The 19162-nt window shown below is 63.6% G+C and carries 15 protein-coding genes; 9 read left to right on the forward strand and 6 right to left on the reverse strand.

Translation table 11 applies throughout. The features are described from left to right. Positions 1–65 precede the first annotated feature (65 nt). Together ACIOVD_RS19725 and ACIOVD_RS19730 are read left to right on the forward strand one after the other, a co-directional pair. On the forward strand, positions 66–1718 hold the full coding sequence (locus tag ACIOVD_RS19725) for a VRR-NUC domain-containing protein (protein WP_401129732.1): 1653 nt from the start codon (positions 66–68) through the stop codon (positions 1716–1718). Beyond that, positions 1715–3979 (forward strand): ATP-dependent DNA helicase, encoded by a 2265-nt coding sequence (locus ACIOVD_RS19730; RefSeq protein WP_401129734.1) that lies wholly within the window; start codon positions 1715–1717, stop codon positions 3977–3979. Before ACIOVD_RS19725 ends, ACIOVD_RS19730 begins: the two co-directional genes overlap by 4 nt. Positions 3980–3990: 11 nt before the next feature. Here the strand turns inward: ACIOVD_RS19730 and ACIOVD_RS19735 are convergent, their stop codons facing one another. The 4 genes from ACIOVD_RS19735 to ACIOVD_RS19750 all read right to left on the reverse strand — a co-directional run bounded on the left by ACIOVD_RS19735 (position 3991) and on the right by ACIOVD_RS19750 (position 8574). Beyond that, positions 3991–4482 (reverse strand): GNAT family N-acetyltransferase, encoded by a 492-nt coding sequence (locus ACIOVD_RS19735; RefSeq protein ID WP_401129736.1) that lies wholly within the window; start codon positions 4480–4482, stop codon positions 3991–3993. Between the two features lie 178 nt (positions 4483–4660). Next, entirely contained in the window at positions 4661–5974 is a 1314-nt protein-coding gene (locus tag ACIOVD_RS19740) for an NAD(P)/FAD-dependent oxidoreductase (RefSeq protein ID WP_401129738.1), read from the reverse strand. Then, positions 5971–7059 (reverse strand): polyamine ABC transporter substrate-binding protein, encoded by a 1089-nt coding sequence (locus tag ACIOVD_RS19745; protein WP_159995891.1) that lies wholly within the window; start codon positions 7057–7059, stop codon positions 5971–5973. The genes ACIOVD_RS19740 and ACIOVD_RS19745 overlap by 4 nt, the downstream gene beginning before the upstream one ends. Positions 7060–7215: 156 nt before the next feature. Next, positions 7216–8574 (reverse strand): glutamine synthetase family protein, encoded by a 1359-nt coding sequence (locus ACIOVD_RS19750; protein WP_159995893.1) that lies wholly within the window; start codon positions 8572–8574, stop codon positions 7216–7218. Positions 8575–8736: 162 nt separating this feature from the next. Between ACIOVD_RS19750 and ACIOVD_RS19755 the strand changes: the two genes are divergently transcribed. Further along, on the forward strand, positions 8737–9669 hold the full coding sequence (locus ACIOVD_RS19755; protein ID WP_401129741.1) for a helix-turn-helix domain-containing protein: 933 nt from the start codon (positions 8737–8739) through the stop codon (positions 9667–9669). Here ACIOVD_RS19755 and ACIOVD_RS19760 read toward each other — a convergent pair. Both ACIOVD_RS19760 and ACIOVD_RS19765 read right to left on the reverse strand, forming a co-directional pair. Beyond that, a complete protein-coding gene (locus ACIOVD_RS19760) occupies positions 9666–10262 on the reverse strand; it encodes a cupin domain-containing protein (protein ID WP_095170252.1) in 597 nt (198 codons plus the stop codon). The two genes, ACIOVD_RS19755 and ACIOVD_RS19760, sit on opposite strands and share 4 nt — an antisense overlap. Before the next feature lie 99 nt (positions 10263–10361). Then, a complete protein-coding gene (locus tag ACIOVD_RS19765) occupies positions 10362–12323 on the reverse strand; it encodes an FAD-dependent oxidoreductase (RefSeq protein WP_401129743.1) in 1962 nt (653 codons plus the stop codon). 270 nt (positions 12324–12593) lie between these two features. Here ACIOVD_RS19765 and ACIOVD_RS19770 point away from each other — a divergent pair, with 270 nt between their 5' ends. The 6 genes from ACIOVD_RS19770 to ACIOVD_RS19795 all read left to right on the forward strand — a co-directional run bounded on the left by ACIOVD_RS19770 (position 12594) and on the right by ACIOVD_RS19795 (position 19048). Beyond that, positions 12594–13589, forward strand: a complete 996-nt coding sequence (locus tag ACIOVD_RS19770; protein WP_401129840.1) for an ABC transporter substrate-binding protein — start codon at positions 12594–12596, stop codon at positions 13587–13589. Between the two features lie 71 nt (positions 13590–13660). Beyond that, the gene (locus ACIOVD_RS19775) at positions 13661–14455 is read left to right on the forward strand and encodes a class II aldolase/adducin family protein (RefSeq protein ID WP_401129745.1); all 795 of its coding nucleotides are present in this window, start codon (positions 13661–13663) and stop codon (positions 14453–14455) included. A 100-nt stretch (positions 14456–14555) separates the two neighbouring features. Beyond that, the gene (locus ACIOVD_RS19780) at positions 14556–15203 is read left to right on the forward strand and encodes a TetR family transcriptional regulator C-terminal domain-containing protein (RefSeq protein ID WP_401129747.1); all 648 of its coding nucleotides are present in this window, start codon (positions 14556–14558) and stop codon (positions 15201–15203) included. 92 nt (positions 15204–15295) lie between these two features. Next, positions 15296–16012 carry a response regulator gene (locus tag ACIOVD_RS19785; protein WP_095170257.1) on the forward strand — a complete coding sequence of 239 codons (717 nt, stop codon included), beginning with the start codon at positions 15296–15298 and terminating at the stop codon, positions 16010–16012. A 4-nt stretch (positions 16013–16016) separates the two neighbouring features. Next, positions 16017–16790, forward strand: a complete 774-nt coding sequence (locus ACIOVD_RS19790; RefSeq protein WP_401129749.1) for a substrate-binding periplasmic protein — start codon at positions 16017–16019, stop codon at positions 16788–16790. Next, positions 16787–19048: an ATP-binding protein gene (locus ACIOVD_RS19795; protein WP_401129751.1), complete on the forward strand. Its 2262-nt coding sequence runs from the start codon at positions 16787–16789 to the stop codon at positions 19046–19048. Before ACIOVD_RS19790 ends, ACIOVD_RS19795 begins: the two co-directional genes overlap by 4 nt. The last annotated feature ends 114 nt before the right edge of the window (positions 19049–19162 follow it).

A 19162-nucleotide genomic window follows, 5' to 3' on the forward strand; every position in this document is an offset into this window, starting at 1 on the left:
GCGGCGCGGCTGAACTGCTATCTGTATGCATAACCAGTATCCGCTCGCCATGGCCCTTTCTATCTGTGACCGTCAATCCGCTCGAAGATCCGTTCTACTACCTGAATAACTTTCAGCAGGTACTCGCCTGGCTGCAGCAGCGTTATGCCGATGTGCTCAGCCCGCAGGAGCAGGCATTCATTGAGTCTTTCGGCCAATTGCCGCGAACTTCCCAGGCGCTACTGGTGCGCATGGTGATGCGCAAGGGCGAACACTTTCGCCCGGGCAAGTTGCAGTACCCGGAAATTGGCGCGACGGCACTGGCGGTGCAGCCGTTACTGGCGCTGGGCTGGGTCGACGATCAGGCACCATTGACTCTGGATGCGTTGTTCGAGGTGCTGCTCAAGGCCGAGATCCTGGCCTGTTTCGGCACGGCCATCGACCAGCCCAAAGCGAAAAAAACCGCCTGGCTCGACGCCTTGCGTGAGCCATTCCCCCACCCGCAAACCCTGCGACAGTGGTACCCGGCCCTGGATGATCGGGTCCTGAGCCTGACCATCATGGACCTGTGCGATCGCCTGCGCTTGATGTTCTTCGGCAACCTTTACCAGGACTGGTCGGAGTTCGTGCTGGCGGACCTGGGCATCTACACCTACGAGAAAGTCGAGTTCTGCGCCGAGTCCCGGGGTTTGCGCAGTCGCGAGGACGTCGAGGCGTTTCTCTATCTGCATGGCTGCCAGCAAGCCTTCGAAGGCGCTGAGGACGTGAGCCAGGTGGTGGCTCGGATTCACGCACTGGACAGCGCCAACCCCTGGCTGCAGAGACGCCGCGACAAACTGCTGTTCCTGCTCGGGCAACACTGCGAACGCCTGGCCGACTGGCCGGCAGCGCTGGACATCTATCGCCAGTGCCACTATCCGGGTGCCAGGGCGCGCCTGATCCGTGTGCTGGAGCGCTGCGCCGAGTATGCCCTGGCGCTGGAGTTGGCGACCCAGGCCGAGCTCGCGCCGCAAAGTGCCGCCGAGCAGCAGCAAGTGCTGCGGATGCTGCCGCGCTTGCGGCGCAAACTTGGCGGGCCGCCGGCGCCACGCCTGAAGCCGCGGGAAGTCGAGCGCCTGGACCTCAACCTGCTGCGCGTCGACCCGGCGTTGTCGGTGGAGTTTCATGTCCAGGCCCACCTGGATGACCCGGCGGCACCGGTGCATTACGTTGAAAACAGCCTGATCAATTCATTGTTCGGCTTGCTCTGCTGGCCGGCGATCTTTGCGCCACTGCCCGGGGCGTTCTTCCACCCGTTCCAGCGCGGGCCGGTGGACCTGCTGAGCGAGGATTTCCATACCCGCCGCGCCGAGTTGTTCCAGGCTTGCCTGGGCGAACTGGACGATGGCCGTTATGCCGCGACCATTCGCCAGCGTTTTCACGCCAAGGCGGGTGTGCAATCGCCCTTCGTGTTCTGGGGAGTGTTGACCGAGGAACTGCTGGAACTGGCATTGCTCTGCCTGCCGCCGGAACACCTCAAGCACTGGTTCGATCGCCTGTTGCAGGACATCAAGGCCAACCGCGCCGGCATGCCCGACCTGATTCAGTTCTGGCCGCAGCAAAAGACCTACCGGATGATCGAGGTCAAGGGCCCCGGCGATCGCTTGCAGGATAACCAGGTGCGCTGGCTGGAGTTCTGCCATGCCCATCAGATGCCCATCGCCGTGTGCTACGTGCAGTGGGCGTTACCTTGCGAGTGAGCTACAGCATCGCGGTGCGTGCCCTGTGTGAGTTCACCGCCAAGTGCGGTGACCTCGACCTGCGCTTCACCCCATCGCCCACGGCGCTGGAGGGCATTGTCGGGCATCGCACCGTGGCCTCGCGGCGCAGTCCGGGCTACCAGAACGAAGTGGCGGTGCAAGGCCAATACCGGCAGTTGACCGTGCGGGGGCGGGCAGACGGTTATGATCCGGCGCAGAACCGCCTGGAAGAAATCAAGACCTACCGCGGCGACCTCGAGCGTATGCCGGCCAACCACCGGCAACTGCATTGGGCCCAGGCGAAAATCTACGGCTGGTTACTGTGCCAGCAACTGCAGCTGGCCGAGATCAACCTGGCGTTGGTGTATTTCGACATTGTCAGTGAGCAGGAGACCAGCCTGGTGTCAGCCTGCAGCGCGCTTGAGCTGGAGACCTTCTTCAACCAGCAGTGCGGGTTGTTCCTGGCCTGGGCCGAGCAGGAACTGGCTCATCGCGAGGCGCGCAATCAGGCCGCACAGGCCCTGCGGTTTCCCCACCCGGACTTTCGTCCCGGCCAGCGTCACCTGGCGGAATCGGTGTTCAAGGCGGTCAGCACCGGCCGCTGCCTGATGGCCCAGGCTACCACCGGCATCGGCAAGACCCTCGGCACGCTGTTCCCGATGCTCAAGGCCCTGGCGCCGCAGAAGCTCGACAAGGTGCTGTTTCTCACCGCCAAGACTCCAGGCCGCAAACTGGCGCTGGATGCCGCACAGGTACTGGTCGACAGCGCACCGGGGTTGCCCTTGCGAGTGCTGGAAATGGTCGCCCGGGACAAGGCCTGCGAGCACCTGGACAAGGCCTGCCACGGTGAGTCCTGCCCGTTGGCCAAGGGCTTTTATGACCGCTTGCCGGCAGCGCGCCAGGCGGCCAGCCAGTTGACCCTGCTTGATCAGGCGGCGCTGCGCCAGATCGCGCGGGAGCACCAGGTCTGTCCTTACTACCTGAGCCAGGAAATGGCGCGCTGGGCCGACCTGGTGGTCGCCGACTACAACTACTACTTTGATTTCAGCGCGCTGCTGTTCGGTCTGGCCCAGGCCAACCAGTGGCAACTGGCGGTATTGGTGGACGAGGCCCACAACCTGGTGGAGCGCGGGCGCCAGATGTACAGCGCCAGCCTGGATCAGTTCAGCTTCAACAGCATGCGCAAGATCGCCCCCCAGGTCCTGAAGAAAAGCCTGCAGCGGGTCAACCGTGAATGGAATGCGCTGCACAAGGAGCAGGCCAGCCCTTACCAGGCCTATGCCAAGGCGCCGGACAAGCTGTTGCAGGCGCTGGCGCTGTGCACCGCGGCCATCGGCGACCACCTCAACGACCACCCGCAAGGGCTGGACGCCGAGGTGCAGCGTTTCTATTTCGATGCGCTGCAGTTCTGCCGGGTGGCGGAGCTGTTCGACCAGCACTTCGTGTTCGACATCAGCAAGCGCCAGTCCAGCGGCCAGCGCAGCCTGGCGCTGCTGTGCCTGCGCAACGTGGTGCCGGCCGGCTTTATTCGCCCCAGGCTGACCGCGGCGCGCAGTGTGGTGATGTTCTCCGCGACCCTCAGCCCGCAGCGCTATTACCGCGACCTGCTGGGGCTGCCGCCGGCGACGGTGTGGATCGACGTCGAGTCGCCATTTCATGCCGACCAGCTCCAGGTGCAGATCGTCAGCCAGATCTCCACTCGTTTTGTCCATCGCCAGGCCTCCCTGGCCCCCATCGTCGAGTTGATGGCGCGCCAGTTCAGCGCACGCCCCGGCAACTACCTGGCGTTTTTCAGCAGCTTCGATTACCTGCAACAGGTGGCCCAACTGTTTGCCCACAGTCACCCGCACATCCAGCAATGGTCGCAGTCCCGGGGCATGGACGAAAGCAGCCGCCAGGCGTTTCTCGAACAGTTCACTGCGCAGAGCCAGGGCGTTGGTTTTGCGGTACTCGGCGGGGCATTTGGCGAGGGCATCGACTTGCCCGGGGCACGGCTGATTGGCGCCTTCATCGCCACCCTCGGGCTGGCGCAACTGAACCCGGTCAACGAGCAGTTGAAGCAGCGGATGGCGGCGATTTTCGGCGATGGTTATGACTACACCTACCTGTTCCCCGGCGTGCAAAAAGTCGTACAGGCCGCCGGCCGGGTGATTCGCACCCAGCAGGATCAAGGGTTGGTGATGTTGATCGACGATCGATTCGCCGAGCCCAAGGTCCAGCAGTTGCTGCCACGCTGGTGGTCCGTCAGCGGCCGTGCGTAAGCTCGATGCCGTCAGGGGATGCGGAACTTGAACAAGGTGCAGGGGTAACCGTCCACCGGCAACCGGTGTTGGCTCAGTTCGCTTGCACCCAGCGCCGGGATGACCTTGGCCCAGAACGCCTTGGCCGCCAGGTTGGCGTCCAGGTGGAAAACCTGCCAGCAGCCGGGAAACTGCTGCAGCAGGGCGTCTACCACATGGCGGCCAACGCCCTGGCCACGGTATCGACGGCTGACGAATAGATAGCTGATATTGAACGTCACCCCGGCCAGGTGTGCCGTATCGTCCACCGTGACAAAACCGGCCAATGCGCCATCCACCCGGATCAGGAAGGGCTGGGTGGCGGGCTTGCGCCAATAGTCGGGCGGCAGTTGCACATTGAACAAGCCGCGCTCGGCGAAGGTCAGCGGCAGCCATTCACTGAAGTCATAGAGGTAGAACTGCATCAGGTTCTCGATGCAGTCCAGCTCATCGCGCTGAGCGCGCAGCAGTTCGATGCCGGGCATGGGGTAGGGTCCTCAAACAAACCACACTGTAGGAGCGAGCCTGCTCGCGATGGACGTCAACGATGACGCGTGTTTGCTGATTCAACGCGGTGCTCTCGGGTTTTTCGCGAGCAAGCCGCAAGCGGGCGCTCGCTCCTACATCAAGGTGGCAAGACAGCGCGTCCATTTGCCCAGCCCATCACCCGACCATCTCTTTCAACCGATACCACGCCATGCCCAATGCCAGCAGCGGGGTGCGCAATGCGCGGCCACCGGGGAAGGTCAGGTGCGGCACTGCGCTGAACACGTCGAAGCCCTGGCTGTGTCCGGCATGGATCGCTTCGCCCAGCAGGTGTGCGCACCAGTGGGTGACGTTCAAGCCGTGGCCGGAGTAGCCCTGGGCGTAATATACGTTCGGGTGCGCCGATAGACGGCCGATCTGCGGAAAACGGTTGGCGGAAATCCCGATGCGCCCACCCCATTGATAGTCGATGCGCACATCGGCCAACTGCGGGAACACCTTGAGCATCTGTGGGCGCATGTAGGCGCTGATGTCCGCCGGGTCCCGCCCGGAATAATGGCAGGCACCGCCAAACAACAAGCGCCGGTCGGCCGATAACCGGTAATAGTCCAGGCCGACTTTCTGGTCACACAGCGCCAGGTTCTGCGGGATCAACTGATCCGCCGCCTGCTGCGACAGCGGTTCGGTGGCGATGATGTAGCTGCCGGCGGGCAGGACCTTGCCGCTGAGCTTGGGCTCCAGCTCCTCTAGGTGAGCGTTGCAGGCCAGCACCAGTGTGCCGGCGCGTACCGAGCCGCTGGCACAGCGGACTTTGACCGTACTGCCGTGAACGATCTCCAGCACCGGGCTGTGTTCGAAGATCCGCACCCCCAGGGATTCAGCCACCTGTGCCTCGCCGAGGACCAGGTTCAGCGGGTGCAGATGCCCCGACCCCATGTCCACCAGCCCCCCGGCGTAGACCTTGGAATTGACCACCTGGTCGATGTCCTGCGCCGCCACGAGCCGGGTCTCGTGGGCATAACCCTGGGCCTGGAGGCTCTGTTGCTCAGCCTTGAACGCGGCAAACTGCGCCGCGGTGTTGGCCAGTTCGCAAAAGCCCCAGCGCAGATCACAGTCGATGCCGTGCTGGCGGATACGCTCGGCCACCACTTGCACCGACTCGATCCCCGCGCGCTCCAGGTAACGCACGCCGTCCTCGCCGACGTAGCGGGCAAATCCCGAGACGTCATGGCCGACGCCGCGGATCAGTTGTCCGCCGTTGCGCCCGCTGGCGCCCCAGCCGATCCGCCGAGCCTCCAGCAGGATCACCGAGAGCCCGCGCTGGGCCAGTTCGATGGCGGTATTGACCCCGGTAAAACCGCCGCCGATCACACAGACGTCGGCCTCCAGGTCCGCGCCCAGCGCCGGGCGTTGGCGCATGCCCTTGGCGCTGGCCGCGTAGTAGGAGCGGGCGTGCTCGGTGTCTGGGTTGAATTGAGTGGCCTGGTTCATTTGTTGGACTTCACTTTGCTCCACGAGCGAGTCATCAGGCGCATGATTTCTGGCGTCGGGGTGGTGGAAATGTAGAGTTTGTCGAGCACCGCCTGGGGCGGGTAGACCTCAGGGTTGTTTACCAGCTCGGCATCCATGAACGGCTTGGCGGCCGGGTTCGGGTTAGCGTAGCCGACGGTGGCGCTGACCTTGGCAATGACCTCGGGGTCCAGCAGGTAGTTGATGAACTCGTAGGCTTGCTTGGGGTTGCCGGCATCGGCGGGTACCGCGAGCAGGTCGAACCACAGGTTGCTGCCTTCCTTGGGGATGGCGTAGGCGATGTTCACCCCGTTCTTCGCTTCCTTGGCCCGGTTGGCGGCCTGGAACACGTCGCCGGAGTAGCCGAAAGCGATGCAGATATCACCGTTGGCCAGGTCCGAGACGTACTTGGAGGAGTGGAAGTAGGTGATGTAGGGCCGAATGGTCAGCAGCTTGGCTTCGGCCTTTTTGTAGTCTTCGACTTTTTCGCTGCGCGGGTCCATGCCCATGTAGTTGAGGATGGCCGGGTACACTTCATCGGCCGAATCCATCATCGACACGCCGCACTGGCTGAGCTTTTTCAGGTTCTCGGGTTCGAACATCACTGCCCACGAGTCGATATGGTCAACTCCCAGTACCTGCTTGATCTTGTCGACGTTGTAACCGATGCCGTTGGTGCCCCACAGGTACGGCACCGAGTGCGCGTTGCCGGGGTCGTTCTTTTCCAGCAGGGTCAAGAGTTTCGGGTCGAGGTTCTTCCAGTTCGGCAATTGCTCGCGATCGAGCTTGAGGAAGGCCCCGGCTTTAACCTGGCGCGCCAGGAAGTGGTTGGACGGCACCACTACGTCGTAGCCGGTACGCCCGGCGAGCAGCTTGCCTTCCAGGGTTTCATTGGAGTCGAACACGTCATAGATGACCTTGACCGAGGTCTTGGCGGTGAAGTCGGCGAGGGTGGTTTCGCCGATGTAGTCGGTCCAGTTGTACACGCTGACGCTGGGCTGCGCATGGGCAACGGCACTGCACAACAGCGCCAGGGCAACGGGAACCACGGATTTCATAAGACGCATTCGACACCTCTTGGAATAATTGTTTTCGATGTACAGGACCCAATGTAGGAGCGAGCTTGCTCGCGATGACGTCAGATCAGTCGACATCAGCTCGAGGATCAGCTCCCCACCGCGAGCAAGCGGAGCGCCGCCCGGCCCGCTCCCACAGTCCCGGTATCAGACGCTCAGCAGCAGGAACTCGCGCTCCCAGGAGCTGATCACGCGCTTGAAGTTTTCATGTTCGGCGCGTTTCACCGCGACGTAGCCGCGCACGAACTTGCTGCCCAGGTAGCTTTCAATGGTCGGGCAGTTCTCCATGTGCGCCAGGGCGTCTTCGATGGTGATCGGCAGGCGCAGGTTGCGTCGTTCGTAGGCCCGGCCCTCGACGCCGGCGCTCGGTTCGACTCGTTCGACCATGCCCAGGTAACCGCACAACAGGCTGGCCGCGATCGCCAGGTAGGGGTTGGCATCGGCGCCGGGCAAGCGGTTTTCCACGCGCATCGCGTCCGGGCTCGAGGTCGGCACCCGCAGGCCGACGGTGCGGTTTTCCACGCCCCATTCGACGTTCACTGGCGCCGAGGTGTCCGGCAGGAAGCGCCGGAACGAGTTGACGTTGGGGGCGAACATCGGCAACAGCTTGGGAATGTACTTCTGCAAGCCGCCGATATGGTGCAGGAACAGTTCGCTCATGCTGCCGTCTTCATTGGCGAAGATTGGCTTGCCGGTGGCGATCTCGACCACGCTCTGGTGCAGGTGCATGGCGCTGCCTGGCTCATCGCCGATCGGCTTGGCCATGAAGGTGGCGGTGACGTTGTGCTTGAGCGCCGCTTCGCGCAGGGTGCGCTTGAACACGGTGATCTGGTCGGCCAGGTCGAGTGCGTCGCCATGCCGGAAGTTGATTTCCATCTGCGCCGGGCCGTCTTCATGGATCAGCGTGTCGAGGTCCAGGCCCTGGGCTTCGCACCAGTCGTAGACATCTTCGAACAGTGGATCAAATTCGTTGGCGGCATCGATGGAAAACGACTGCCGACCGCTTTCGGCACGGCCCGAACGGCCCAGTGGCGCCTTGAGTGGCAAGTCTGGGTCTTCGCAGCGTTGGGTCAGGTAGAATTCCATTTCCGGGGCCACGATCGGCTTCCAGCCTTTGTCGGTGTACAGCTGCAGGACTTTCTTGAGCACGTTGCGCGGCGACAGTTCGATCGGGTTGCCGAATTTGTCGAAGGTGTCGTGGATCACGATCGCAGTGGGCTCGATGGCCCATGGAATCACGTACACCGCGTCGGACACCGGCTTGCACACCATGTCGATGTCGGCCGGGTCGAGCAGGTCGTAGTAGATGTCGTCGTCGACAAAGTCCCCGGTTACCGTTTGCAACAGCACACTTTCCGGCAGGCGCATGCCTCGCTCATGCAGGAACTTGTTGGTGGGCGCTATCTTGCCGCGAGCGATACCGGTCAGGTCAGTGACCACGCATTCGACTTCGGTAATCTTGTGATCTTTCAGCCAGGTGGAGAGCTGATCGAAAGGGGCGTTCATAAAGACCTCGTTATTGGTTTTATCCGCGCCAGAGTCAGGCTTGCTGTGCACAGAGACTTCCCCTGTAGCGCGTTGACGACTATCTTGGGCCAGCGTTACGGTTCCATCTATCCACTTTCAGCAGCCATCAAGCGCACCAAAAGAGTGCGCGCGGATCTCCCCATGACAGCGCCAAATCCCTTGCATGTGCAGGCTTTCAACACCGCAGACGTCGCCGACCAGATACGCGCGACCCCTGGGTGGGTGCAGCACTACCAGCAGATGTCACCCGGGCACTTCGCCGGCCTGGTGCGTTATCTGGACTTGCAGGGGGTAGAGATTTACGAGGAATGCATGAACACCCGGGTCGAGCAGAATTTCAGCGCGCCACCGGGGGCCTTGGCGTTCTGTTTCGATCGCAGCGACAACGCGCTCTACGTGCTCAACGGCGAAAGCCGCAACATCTGGATCACTCCGGAGAACTACCAGGAAGTGGCCGTAGTCTTCGGCCCGCAGTTCCTGCAGCGCCATGGCGTTAGCATCGAACGCCTGGAAGGCCTGTTCATGGCGCCGCTCAACTCTCAGCAGAACGCGCTGTTCAGCCGCTGGCTCAGCGGCACCCTGACCCGGCTGTCCCAGACCATCGACCCACCGAGCCGGGACGCCCTGACCCAGCAACTGCTGGACGACTGCCTGTTCATCCTCGACAACGCCTGCGTCTGCCTCGACCAGGGCGCATTGCAGCGCCGGGCAGGGGAGCGGGTGCTCATGAAACGGGTGGGCGAGTGGGCAGCCGATACCCCGGAAGAACAGCTCAACCTGCTGCAGTTGTCCCAGGTCGCCGGGGTTTCCCTGCGCCAGTTGCAACACGCCTTCAAGACCTACACCGGCATGGCCCCGACCCAATGGCTGCGCTTGCGCCGCCTCAACAGCGCCCGCCGCGAACTGCTCGGCAGCCACCCCGGCCAGACCACCGTGGCCGAAGTGGCGATGCACTGGTCATTCTGGCACCTGGGACGTTTTTCCAGCAGCTACCGGGCACTGTTCAAGGAACTGCCGAGCGACACCCTCAAGCGTGCGGGGGCTACAGCAACCAGTGGGCGCGTGCGGCGTTAAAACGTCGGCGGAGTAATCACCCAGATCACCACCGCATCCACTTCGCCAGGGTTGCCGTAGCGGTGTGGTTCCTGGCTGGAGAAGCTGAAGCTGTCGCCTTCGCTGAGCTGGAAATGCCGATCGCCGACCCACAGCTCGAAGCTGCCGCACAGCAGGTAGCCAGCTTCTTCGCCGTCGTGGCTGTAGCTTTGCTGGCTGTACGTGCCGGGTGGGAAGCGCGAGTGGAGCATTTCCAGTTGGCGGTTGGGTTGGGGGGTGAGCAGGTGGTCGACGATGCCGTCTTCGTAGTGCACGCTCAGGCGGCTGTTCTTGCGCACCACCACGCCCTGGTCTTCGGGGGCAGTGGGCACTTCGCTGGCGAAGAACCACTGGATGGTCACGCCCAGGCTACGGGCGATGTTGAACAGCGCCGGGATCGACGGGTAGGCGAGGTTGCGTTCCAGTTGGCTGATGTAACCGGCGGTCAACTCACTCAACTGCGCCAGCTGCGCCAGGGTCATGCCCCGGCGTTTGCGCAGGCCGCGAATCCGCGTGCCGAGGAAATGCGGCGCAGCGCTGCCGATGTCGGGCGCAGGCGTGTTGCTGTTGCTCATGGCGAATTCCAGACCGGGAGGGGCTTGAGCGCGGTCCCACCTTTAAAAGCGGGGATTTGCGCCCAAGCCAAAACCTAAAGTCCCGGAGTATAAACAGGCTTAAAGCTCCCAGGCGACTTTCAGGCCTTCGTAGATGGCTTCTTCGGCGGTGCGCGGTGCCAGGCAGTCGCCGATCCGGCGAAACTCCACCAGCCCTTGCAGTTCGGCACCGAGGGTATCCACCGGTTGGTGGCCTTGGCACAACACCAGGGTGTCGATGTTCTCCAGCAGCATTGGCTCGCCACTGGCGGTGTGTTGCAGGTACACCGTGTTGTCGTCGCAGCCATAGAGCCGGGCATACGGAGTGATCGGGATGCCGAGCTTATGCAGTTCGCCGGCCAGTTGGTCACGCACGTACAGCGGCAGGTTTTCCCCGCAATGAGTGCCATTGACCGCCAACTGGACCTGATGCCCAGCCCGCACCAGGCGCTCGGCGATACCTGGGCCGATCCAGTCGCAGCGCCAGTCCACCACTACCACTGAACGGCCGATCGGCACCTCGTCCTTGAGCACCTGCCAGGCGTCGACCACCTGCAATTCACCGCCACGCTCGAAGTTTGGCCAGTAAGGTTCGGCCCCGGTCGCAACGATCACCAGGTCCGGCTGTTCGCGCTCCACCAGTGCCCGGTCGACCCGGGTGTTGCGCACTACGCGCACCCCGGCCAACTGCATCTCGCGCTGCAGGTTGGTGCTGGCTCCGCCGAACTCGGCGCGGCGCGGCAGCAGTTGGGCCAACAACACCTGGCCGCCGAGTTGCGAGCTGGCTTCGTACAGGGTCACCTCGTGCCCGCGCTGGGCGGCCACCGCTGCGGCCTTCATTCCGGCCGGGCCACCGCCGGCGATCATGATGCGCTTGCGCCGAGTCGCTGGCGCGCGTTGGCTGTAGATCAGTTCGCGCCCGGTTTCCGGGTGCTGGATGCAGGAAATCGGCAATCCCTTGTGGAAGTGCCCGATGCACGCCTGGTTGCAGGCGATGCACGCGCGCACGTCTTCGGCACGCCCGGCGTCGGTCTTGTTGGGCATTTGCGGGTCGCAGATCAGCGCCCGGGTCATGCCGCAGACATCGGCTTGGCCCCGGGCCAGGATCAGTTCGGCCTCCTGGGGCTGGTTGATCCGGCCAGTGACGAACAGTGGAATCTTCAGGCCAGCCTTGAAGGTCCCGGCTTCTTTGGCCAGGTACGCCGCTTCGATGGCCATCGGCGGCACAATGTGCACCGCGCCACCCAGCGAGGCCGAGGTGCCGGCGACGATGTGCACGTAGTCCAGCTGGGCTTGCAGCGCTTGCACGCTGGCCAGGGACTCATCTTCGCTCAAGCCTTCGGGGTCACGCTCGCCCGCGGAAATCCGCAGGCCAATGATGAACTGTTCGTCGGTGCTGGCGCGCACCGCCGCGATCACTTCCCGCAGGAAGCGCAGGCGTTGTTCGAGGTCTCCGTTGTAGTGATCGGTGCGTCGGTTGACCCGGGGGTTGATGAACTGCGCGGGCAGGTAACCATGGCTGGCGACCACCTCGACCCCGTCGATTCCAGCCTGATGCAGGCGGCGAGCGGCCGCCGCATAACCGGCGACGATCTCATCGATCATCGCCTGGTCCAGCGCCCGTGGCATCACCCGGAAGCGCTCGTTAGGCACTGCAGAGGCGGAGTAGGCCACGGCCAGCAGACCGTCGCTGGACTCCATGATTTCCCGCCCCGGGTGGAAAATCTGCGACAGCACCAGGGTGCCATGCTCGTGGCATGTCCGCGCCAGCTCACGGTAACCCTCGATGCAGGCGTCGTCCGTGGCCATCAGCACATGGGAGGTGTAGCGCGCACTGTCGTGGACCCCGGCCACCTGCAGCACGATCAGCCCGACACCGCCTTCGGCGCGTGCCCGGTGATAGGCGATCAGTTGCGCGTTGACCAGGTTGTCGGTCGGCATCGAGGTGTCGTGCCCGCTGGACATGATGCGGTTTTTCAGGCGTTTGCCGCGGATCTGCAAGGGCTCGAACAGATGGGCAAAGGCGGGGGACGAGGTCGGCATGGTGCGCTTACTCCAGGCAGGCTGAAGCCGAAAGGCCGTGCTTCGGCGTTGTTATTATTGCCCTATAGAAATTTACCGGCAGTAAAAAATCAACTTGTTTTTTTACTAAGGCTTGCAGTACTTTCATTTGGCGCCCGCTCCTGGGGCGAACCTCACAACAATAAAAATGGGTCACGCCGGTCCTGCTCCGGGTGGCACCTGCACGAGGACTGCTAGATGAAAGCCAATAGACTCAAGCTCGCTCGTTATCCCTTGCTGTTGTCCCTGGCCATGGCCATGGGCAGCGTTCAGGCGGCGCCGGACATGGTGGTGGTCGGATACGGCGGCGCCGGACAGAAAGCCCAGGACGTGGCGTTTTTCCAGCCCTTCAGCGCGCTGGACCAGAGCAAATTGATCCAGAGCGAATACAACGGCGAAATGGCCCGGATCAAGGTGATGGTCGACACCGGCAACGTCGATTGGGACGTGGTGCAGATCGAAGGCCCGGACCTGATGCGCGGCTGCGAAGAGGGCATGTACGAGCGCCTGGACTGGACGCAACTGGGGCATGCCGCACGGTTGATTCCCGAGGCCGCGCAGGAGTGCGGTTCCGCCGCGTTGGTGTGGAGCGTGGCGATTGCCTATGACACCGACAAGCTGGCCCAGGCCCCGGCCTCATGGGCGGATTTCTGGAACGTGGAGAAAATCCCTGGCAAGCGCGGCCTGCGCAAGCGCGCGGTGTACAACCTGGAGTTCGCCTTGCTGGCCGACGGGGTCAAGGTCGAGGACGTCTACCAGGTCCTGGGCACTCCTGAAGGGGTCAACCGCGCCTTCGCCAAGCTGACCGAACTCAAGCCCCATATCCAGTGGTGGGAAGCCGGCGCACAACCGGCGCAATGGCTGGCCGCCGGCGACGTGGTCATGACCTCGACCTACAGCGGGCGGATTGCCGCCGCCGCCCAGGGCGGCAGTCACCTGGGCCTGGTCTGGCCGGGCAGCCTGTACGGCATGGACTACTGGGCGATCATCAAGGGCTCCCGGCATGTCGATCAGGCCAAGCGGTTTATCGCCTTCACCAATCAGCCCGATGCCCAGGTCAAGTACGTGCAGCAGATTCCCTACGGTCCGACCAATACCGAGGCCGCGGCACGCCTGGATCAGTCGCTCGCGCGCTGGGTGCCGACCGCGCCGCAGAACCTCAAGGGTGCGCTGTCGATGGACGTCGGCTTCTGGGTCGATCACGGCGAAGAACTGGAAGAGCGTTTCAACGCCTGGGCCAGCAAATAAGCCGCGCGGCTGGACGCTTGCCCCGTCCAGCCTTACTGTCTGCCCAGCCATCTGCCTGGAGAACCTCGCCAATGAAGCAATTTGTCAGCCACCCTGATACGCCCACCGCGCGCAGCGCCACCGAGCAGCGCCTGCGTGAAGAGTTGGCGGCGTGCTATCGCTTGATCGCGCACTTTCGCATGACCGATCTGATCTTCACCCATATCTCGGTGCGCCTGCCTGGGCCGGAGCACCACTTCCTGATCAACCCCTACGGCTTGATGTTCGATGAAATCAGCGCCTCCAACCTGGTGAAAATCGACCTTCACGGACATGCCGTAGAGCCATCGCAATACCCGGTCAACCCGGCGGGTTTTGTCATCCACAGTGCGATCCACGGCGCCCGTGACGACGCCCAGTGCGTGCTGCACACCCACACCCGCGCCGGTTGTGCGGTGGCGGCCTTGAAGTGCGGGCTGTTGCCGGTCAATCAGATTTCCATGGAGTTCTACGGCCGGGTTGCCTACCACGACTACGAAGGCGTGGCGCTGGACCTCAGCGAGCAGCAGCGCCTGGTGCACGACCTGGCGGACAAGCCGGTGTTGATGTTGCGCAACCATGGCCTGTTGACCGTGGGCGCCACCGTGGGCCAGGCGTTCTTGCGCATGTATTACCTGGAAAAGGCCTGCGAGATCCAACTGGCGGCCCAGGCCTGTGGCGAATTGCTGCTGCCGCCCCACGAGGTCTGCGCGCACACCGAGCGCCAGTTCAACGACCCCGGCCGGCCCCTGGAAGAGGGCCAGTTGAGCGATCCGGATGCCATGCAACTGGCCTGGGCGGCGATGTTGCGCCTGCTCGAACGCATTGCCCCAGGCTATCGTGACTGAACGCGGTTGAGGCTGGAGACTGGGCGCACTCTTGCTGTACAGTCGTTCAACGCAGGGGCGGTGCAGGGCCCCAATGATCGATCCAAGGAGAGAGTCGCCCATGAGTCAGGAAGCCCGTTTTTCACGCATGGAGCCGGAGCTGCGCAAGGCCAATCTGATCGAGGCGACCCTGGTGTGCCTCAAGCGCCATGGCTTCCAGGGCGCATCGATTCGCAAGATCTGCGCTGAGGCCGGGGTCTCGGTGGGGCTGATCAGCCACCACTATTCGGGCAAGGACGAACTGGTGGCCGAAGCCTACATGGCGATCACCGGGCGGGTCATGACTTTGCTGCGCGAGGCCATGGAGCAGGCCGCGCCGACTGCGCGGGAGCGATTGTCGGCGTTCTTTCGTGGCTCGTTTTCCGCCGAACTGCTGGACCCGCAACTGATCGATGCCTGGCTGGCGTTCTGGGGCGCGGTAAAAACCGCCGAGGCGATCAACCTGGCTCACGAACACTCTTACGGCGAATACCGCGGCATCTTGCGCAAGGTGCTGGCCGAACTGGCCCAGGAGGAGGGCTGGGAACACTTCGACGCCGACCTCGCGGCCATTGGCCTGAGCGCCTTGCTCGATGGCCTGTGGCTGGAGTCCGGACTCAACCCCGGGACCTTCAGCCCGGAGCAGGGCATGCAGATCTGTGAAGCCTGGGTCGATGGGCTCCAGGCCGGCGGGCGCCAGCGTTTCTGCGTGCCGACCAGCAGCTGTTGATCGATCGTTCAGCAGAGGCTAGGATCAGCCGCTGAAACGCAAAACCACTCTAATAAGAAACACGCCTTCGGGCACACGCAGGACTTCAAGCGATGACTCCTCGGGTACTGATCGTCGACGACGATCCGCTGATTCGCGAACTGCTGCACGCCTACCTGTCCCAGGAAGGGTACGCGGTCCACTGCGCCGAAACGGCGGAGGCCGCGGATACCTTCCTCGCCAGCCAAGCGGTCGACCTGGTGATGCTCGACATCCGCCTGCCAGGCAAGGACGGCCTGACCCTGACCCGCGAACTGCGGGTGCGCTCGGAAGTGGGGATCATCCTGATCACCGGCCGCAACGACGAAATCGACCGTATCGTCGGCCTGGAGTGCGGCGCCGATGACTATGTGATCAAGCCGCTGAACCCCCGGGAACTGGTGTCCCGGGCGAAAAACCTGATTCGCCGGGTGCGTCATGCCCAAGCCCCCCAGCCACTCGCCGCCGCGGCCAAGCCGGTCAAGCAATTCGCTGCCTGGGCCCTGGATACCGATCGCCGGCGCCTGATCGATGACGCCGGCAACGAGACCCTGCTGACCCACGGCGAATACCAGTTGCTCAGCGTGTTCCTGCGCAACAGTGGCCACACCCTGAGCCGCGACCAGTTGATGGACCAGATCCGCAACCGCGAGTGGGTGCCCAACGACCGCTCGATCGACGTGCTGGTGGGGCGCTTGCGGCGCAAGTTGCATGACGACCCGGCCGAGCCGCAGTTGATCATTACCATTCACGGCGCCGGTTACCTGTTTACCGCCAGTGTGGCGGCCTGAGGCGATGGTGCGCGCCCTCGGGCTGTTACTGATGCTCGGCGCCGGTACCGCCATGGCTGCCGAGAAGGTCCGCTATTGCGATTACCCGGTGTACCCACCGATCTCCTGGAGTGACGGCAAGCAGGTGCGCGGCCTGGCCCCGAGCGTGGTCAAGCACCTGTTCGGCGCGCTGGGCTATGAGGTCGAGACCGTGGTGCTGGGCAACTGGAAACGCTGCCTGCTGGACGCCGCCGAGGGTCGGGTCGACGTGGTGCTGGCCTACAGCACTGCGCAACGCGAGCAAAGCCTGGTGTTTTCCCGGGTGCCGGTGCTGCGCGAGGACGTCGCGGTGTTCATCAATCGGCAACACCCGGTGCGCTTCGAACGCCTCGAAGACCTCGCCCGGTACCGCGGCGGCCTGCTGTTCGGGGAAAGCTACGGGGTGGATTTCGACCGGTTGGTGGCTCGCAGCAACAATATCGAATGGGTCTCCAACAGTGAGCAGAACTTCGGCAAGCTGATTCGCGGGCGCATCGACTTCATCACCCAGGAGCGGCGCACTGGCGAGTTGTACGTCGAACACCTGAAAGGCGCCCAGGACATCGTCGCCTTGCCCCAGCCCCTGAGCGTCGACTACCTGCGGATCGCGGTGTCGCGGCGCTCGGCGCTGGCCAGCCAGATGCCGCAGATCGATGCCCAGTTGCAGCACATGGTCGAGGCCGGCGACATCGAACGCTGGCTCAACGAAAGCGAAGTCACCTACCGCGACATGGTCAGCCTGCCGGCGGACGCGCAATGATCCGCGCCCGGCCCGGTGGGTTGTTGCGACGCCTGCTGCTGTTCATCCTGTTGTTCAGCCTGTGTTTTACCGTGCTCGCCAGCACCGTGCAGCTGTACTTCGAGTACCGCCGCGAGATGCGTGACATCGACTCGCGCATGGAGCTGATTCGCGCCGGTTACCTGGCCAGTCTGGAACGCAGCCTGTGGGACCTCAACCAGGAGCAGTTGAATGTCCAGCTTCGGGGCCTGGTGGATTTCTCCGACGTGGCGCGGGTGCGCCTGAGCAGCCCGGACTTCGAATTGTTGCAGGGCAATCCGCAACCGGTCGGACCCTTGCGCATCGAGCGCTTCGAACTGGATTACCAGCCGCCTTCCGGAGAAAAACGTCACCTGGGGCAACTCGAAGTCAGCACTGACCTGGGGGCCGTGCACCAGCGGCTGTACGCCACTGGCTTGACCAGCCTGCTGTGGATGAGTGTGTTTCTCTGTGGCCTGGCGGTGGCGCTGTCCGGATTGTTCTACCGTCTGGTGACCCGCCACCTGCAAGTGATGGCCGGGTTCGCCCGGCGCATCGCTGCCGGCGAGTGGCAGGAACCCTTGCGCCTGGACAAGAGCCGCAGTGGCATCCCGGATGAAATCGACACGGTGGCCCACGCCCTGGACGACATGCGCCGGGCGATCCTCAGTGACATCGACCGCCGCGAATCCGACCGCCTGGCCCTGCAGCACAACCGCGATGACCTGCTGCGCATGGTCGAACGGCGTACCGCCAGCCTGATGCGCGCCAAGGACGAAGCCGAGGCGGCCAACCTCGCCAAGTCGCGGTTCCTGGCGACCATGAGCCACGAATTGCGCACGCCGCTCAATGGCATCCTTGGCATGGCGCAACTGCTGCGCAGCCCGCGCCTGGACGAACTCGACGGCAAACGCCTGGATGCCCTGCACAAGGCCGGTGAAGGTTTGCTGAGCATTCTTAACGAGGTGCTGTACTTCGCGCGCCTGGAGGAGGGCGAAACCCACCTGGAGCCGGTGAACTTTTCCTTGCGCCAACTGCTGGATGAGGTACTGACCCTGCTCGAACCCCGGGCGCTGGACAACCGCACGCGCCTGCATTGCCTGATCGACCCGCAGCTGGCGCCACGCCAGTTGGCAGCCGAACAGTTCCTGCGCCAGGTGCTGAGCAACCTGCTGGCCAACGCCATCAAGTTCACCGAGGGCGGTGAGGTCAGTGTGCTGGTGATGCTGCTGGCGCCGACACCGGGGCTCGACGGGCAACGCGTGCGGGTCAGCATTACCGACAACGGCATCGGCATTGACCCGGCGATGCAGGAAAAGATCTTCGAGCGTTTCACCCAGGCCAGTGAGGAAGTGGCGCAACGTTTTGGCGGCACCGGGCTGGGCCTGGCCATCTGCAAACACCTGGTGCAGAAAATGGGTGGCAGCATCGGGGTCGACAGCCAGCCGGGACGTGGCAGTTGCTTCTGGTTCGAGCTGACACTGGCGCCGGCGGGCGAGTTGGTCGATGAACCCGTCGAGCAGGTCAGCGGCCCGGCGCTGAAGATCCTGGTGGTCGAAGATGTGGCGCTCAACCGTGAGGTGGTCAGCGGCCTGCTGCAACAGGACGGGCACCAGGTCTGGCTCGCGGAGGAGGGCCAGCAGGGATTGGCCGAGTGCGCCGCCCAGGCGTTTGATGTGATCCTGCTGGACGTGTACCTGCCGGGGATCAGCGGCGTCGAACTGTGCCGGCAGATCCGTGGCGGTGTCGGGCCGAGCCGCGCCACGCGGATTTTCGCCCTGACCGCCAGCGTACAACCGGCACTCGTGCGCGGCTATCTGGATGCCGGGATGGACGGCATCCTCGCCAAGCCGCTGAAACTGGCCGAGCTGCGCGCGGTCCTGGCGGGGCAGACGCCGTCGGCCGAACCCGCAACGCAGGACGGGGCCATGGACTGGCCGCTGTTGGATACCCATCGCACATTGCTCGGCGAACAGAAGGTGTTGGGTCTGCTGACGGTGCTGCGCACTTCGATCATCCAGCACCGTGGGGTCCTGGCGGAAGCCATCGCGGCCGAAGACTGCACCGAGGTCGCACACCTGGCCCATCGCCTGGCCGGCAGCAGTGACTCCCTGGGTTTCCGCGCCCTGGCCCAGGTGTTGCGGGCGCTGGAAGACGCGGCGCTGGGCAACGCCGAATCGGCCCTGCGTGACCTCGCACCCCAGGTCGATGCCCAGCTCCACGAAGCCCTGCAGACCCTCAAAGGCCTGTTGCAGAGCTGACGTACAAATCTGTTACGACTTTCTACAACTTCGATCTTTACCGTCAACGCGAACTTACATGGCCTTCCAATAATCGGGGCAACCGCCACAGCGCGGTCTTCGAAGCTTATTGGA

This window comes from Pseudomonas sp. NPDC087626, assembly GCF_044743405.1.
Lineage (GTDB): Bacteria > Pseudomonadota > Gammaproteobacteria > Pseudomonadales > Pseudomonadaceae > Aquipseudomonas.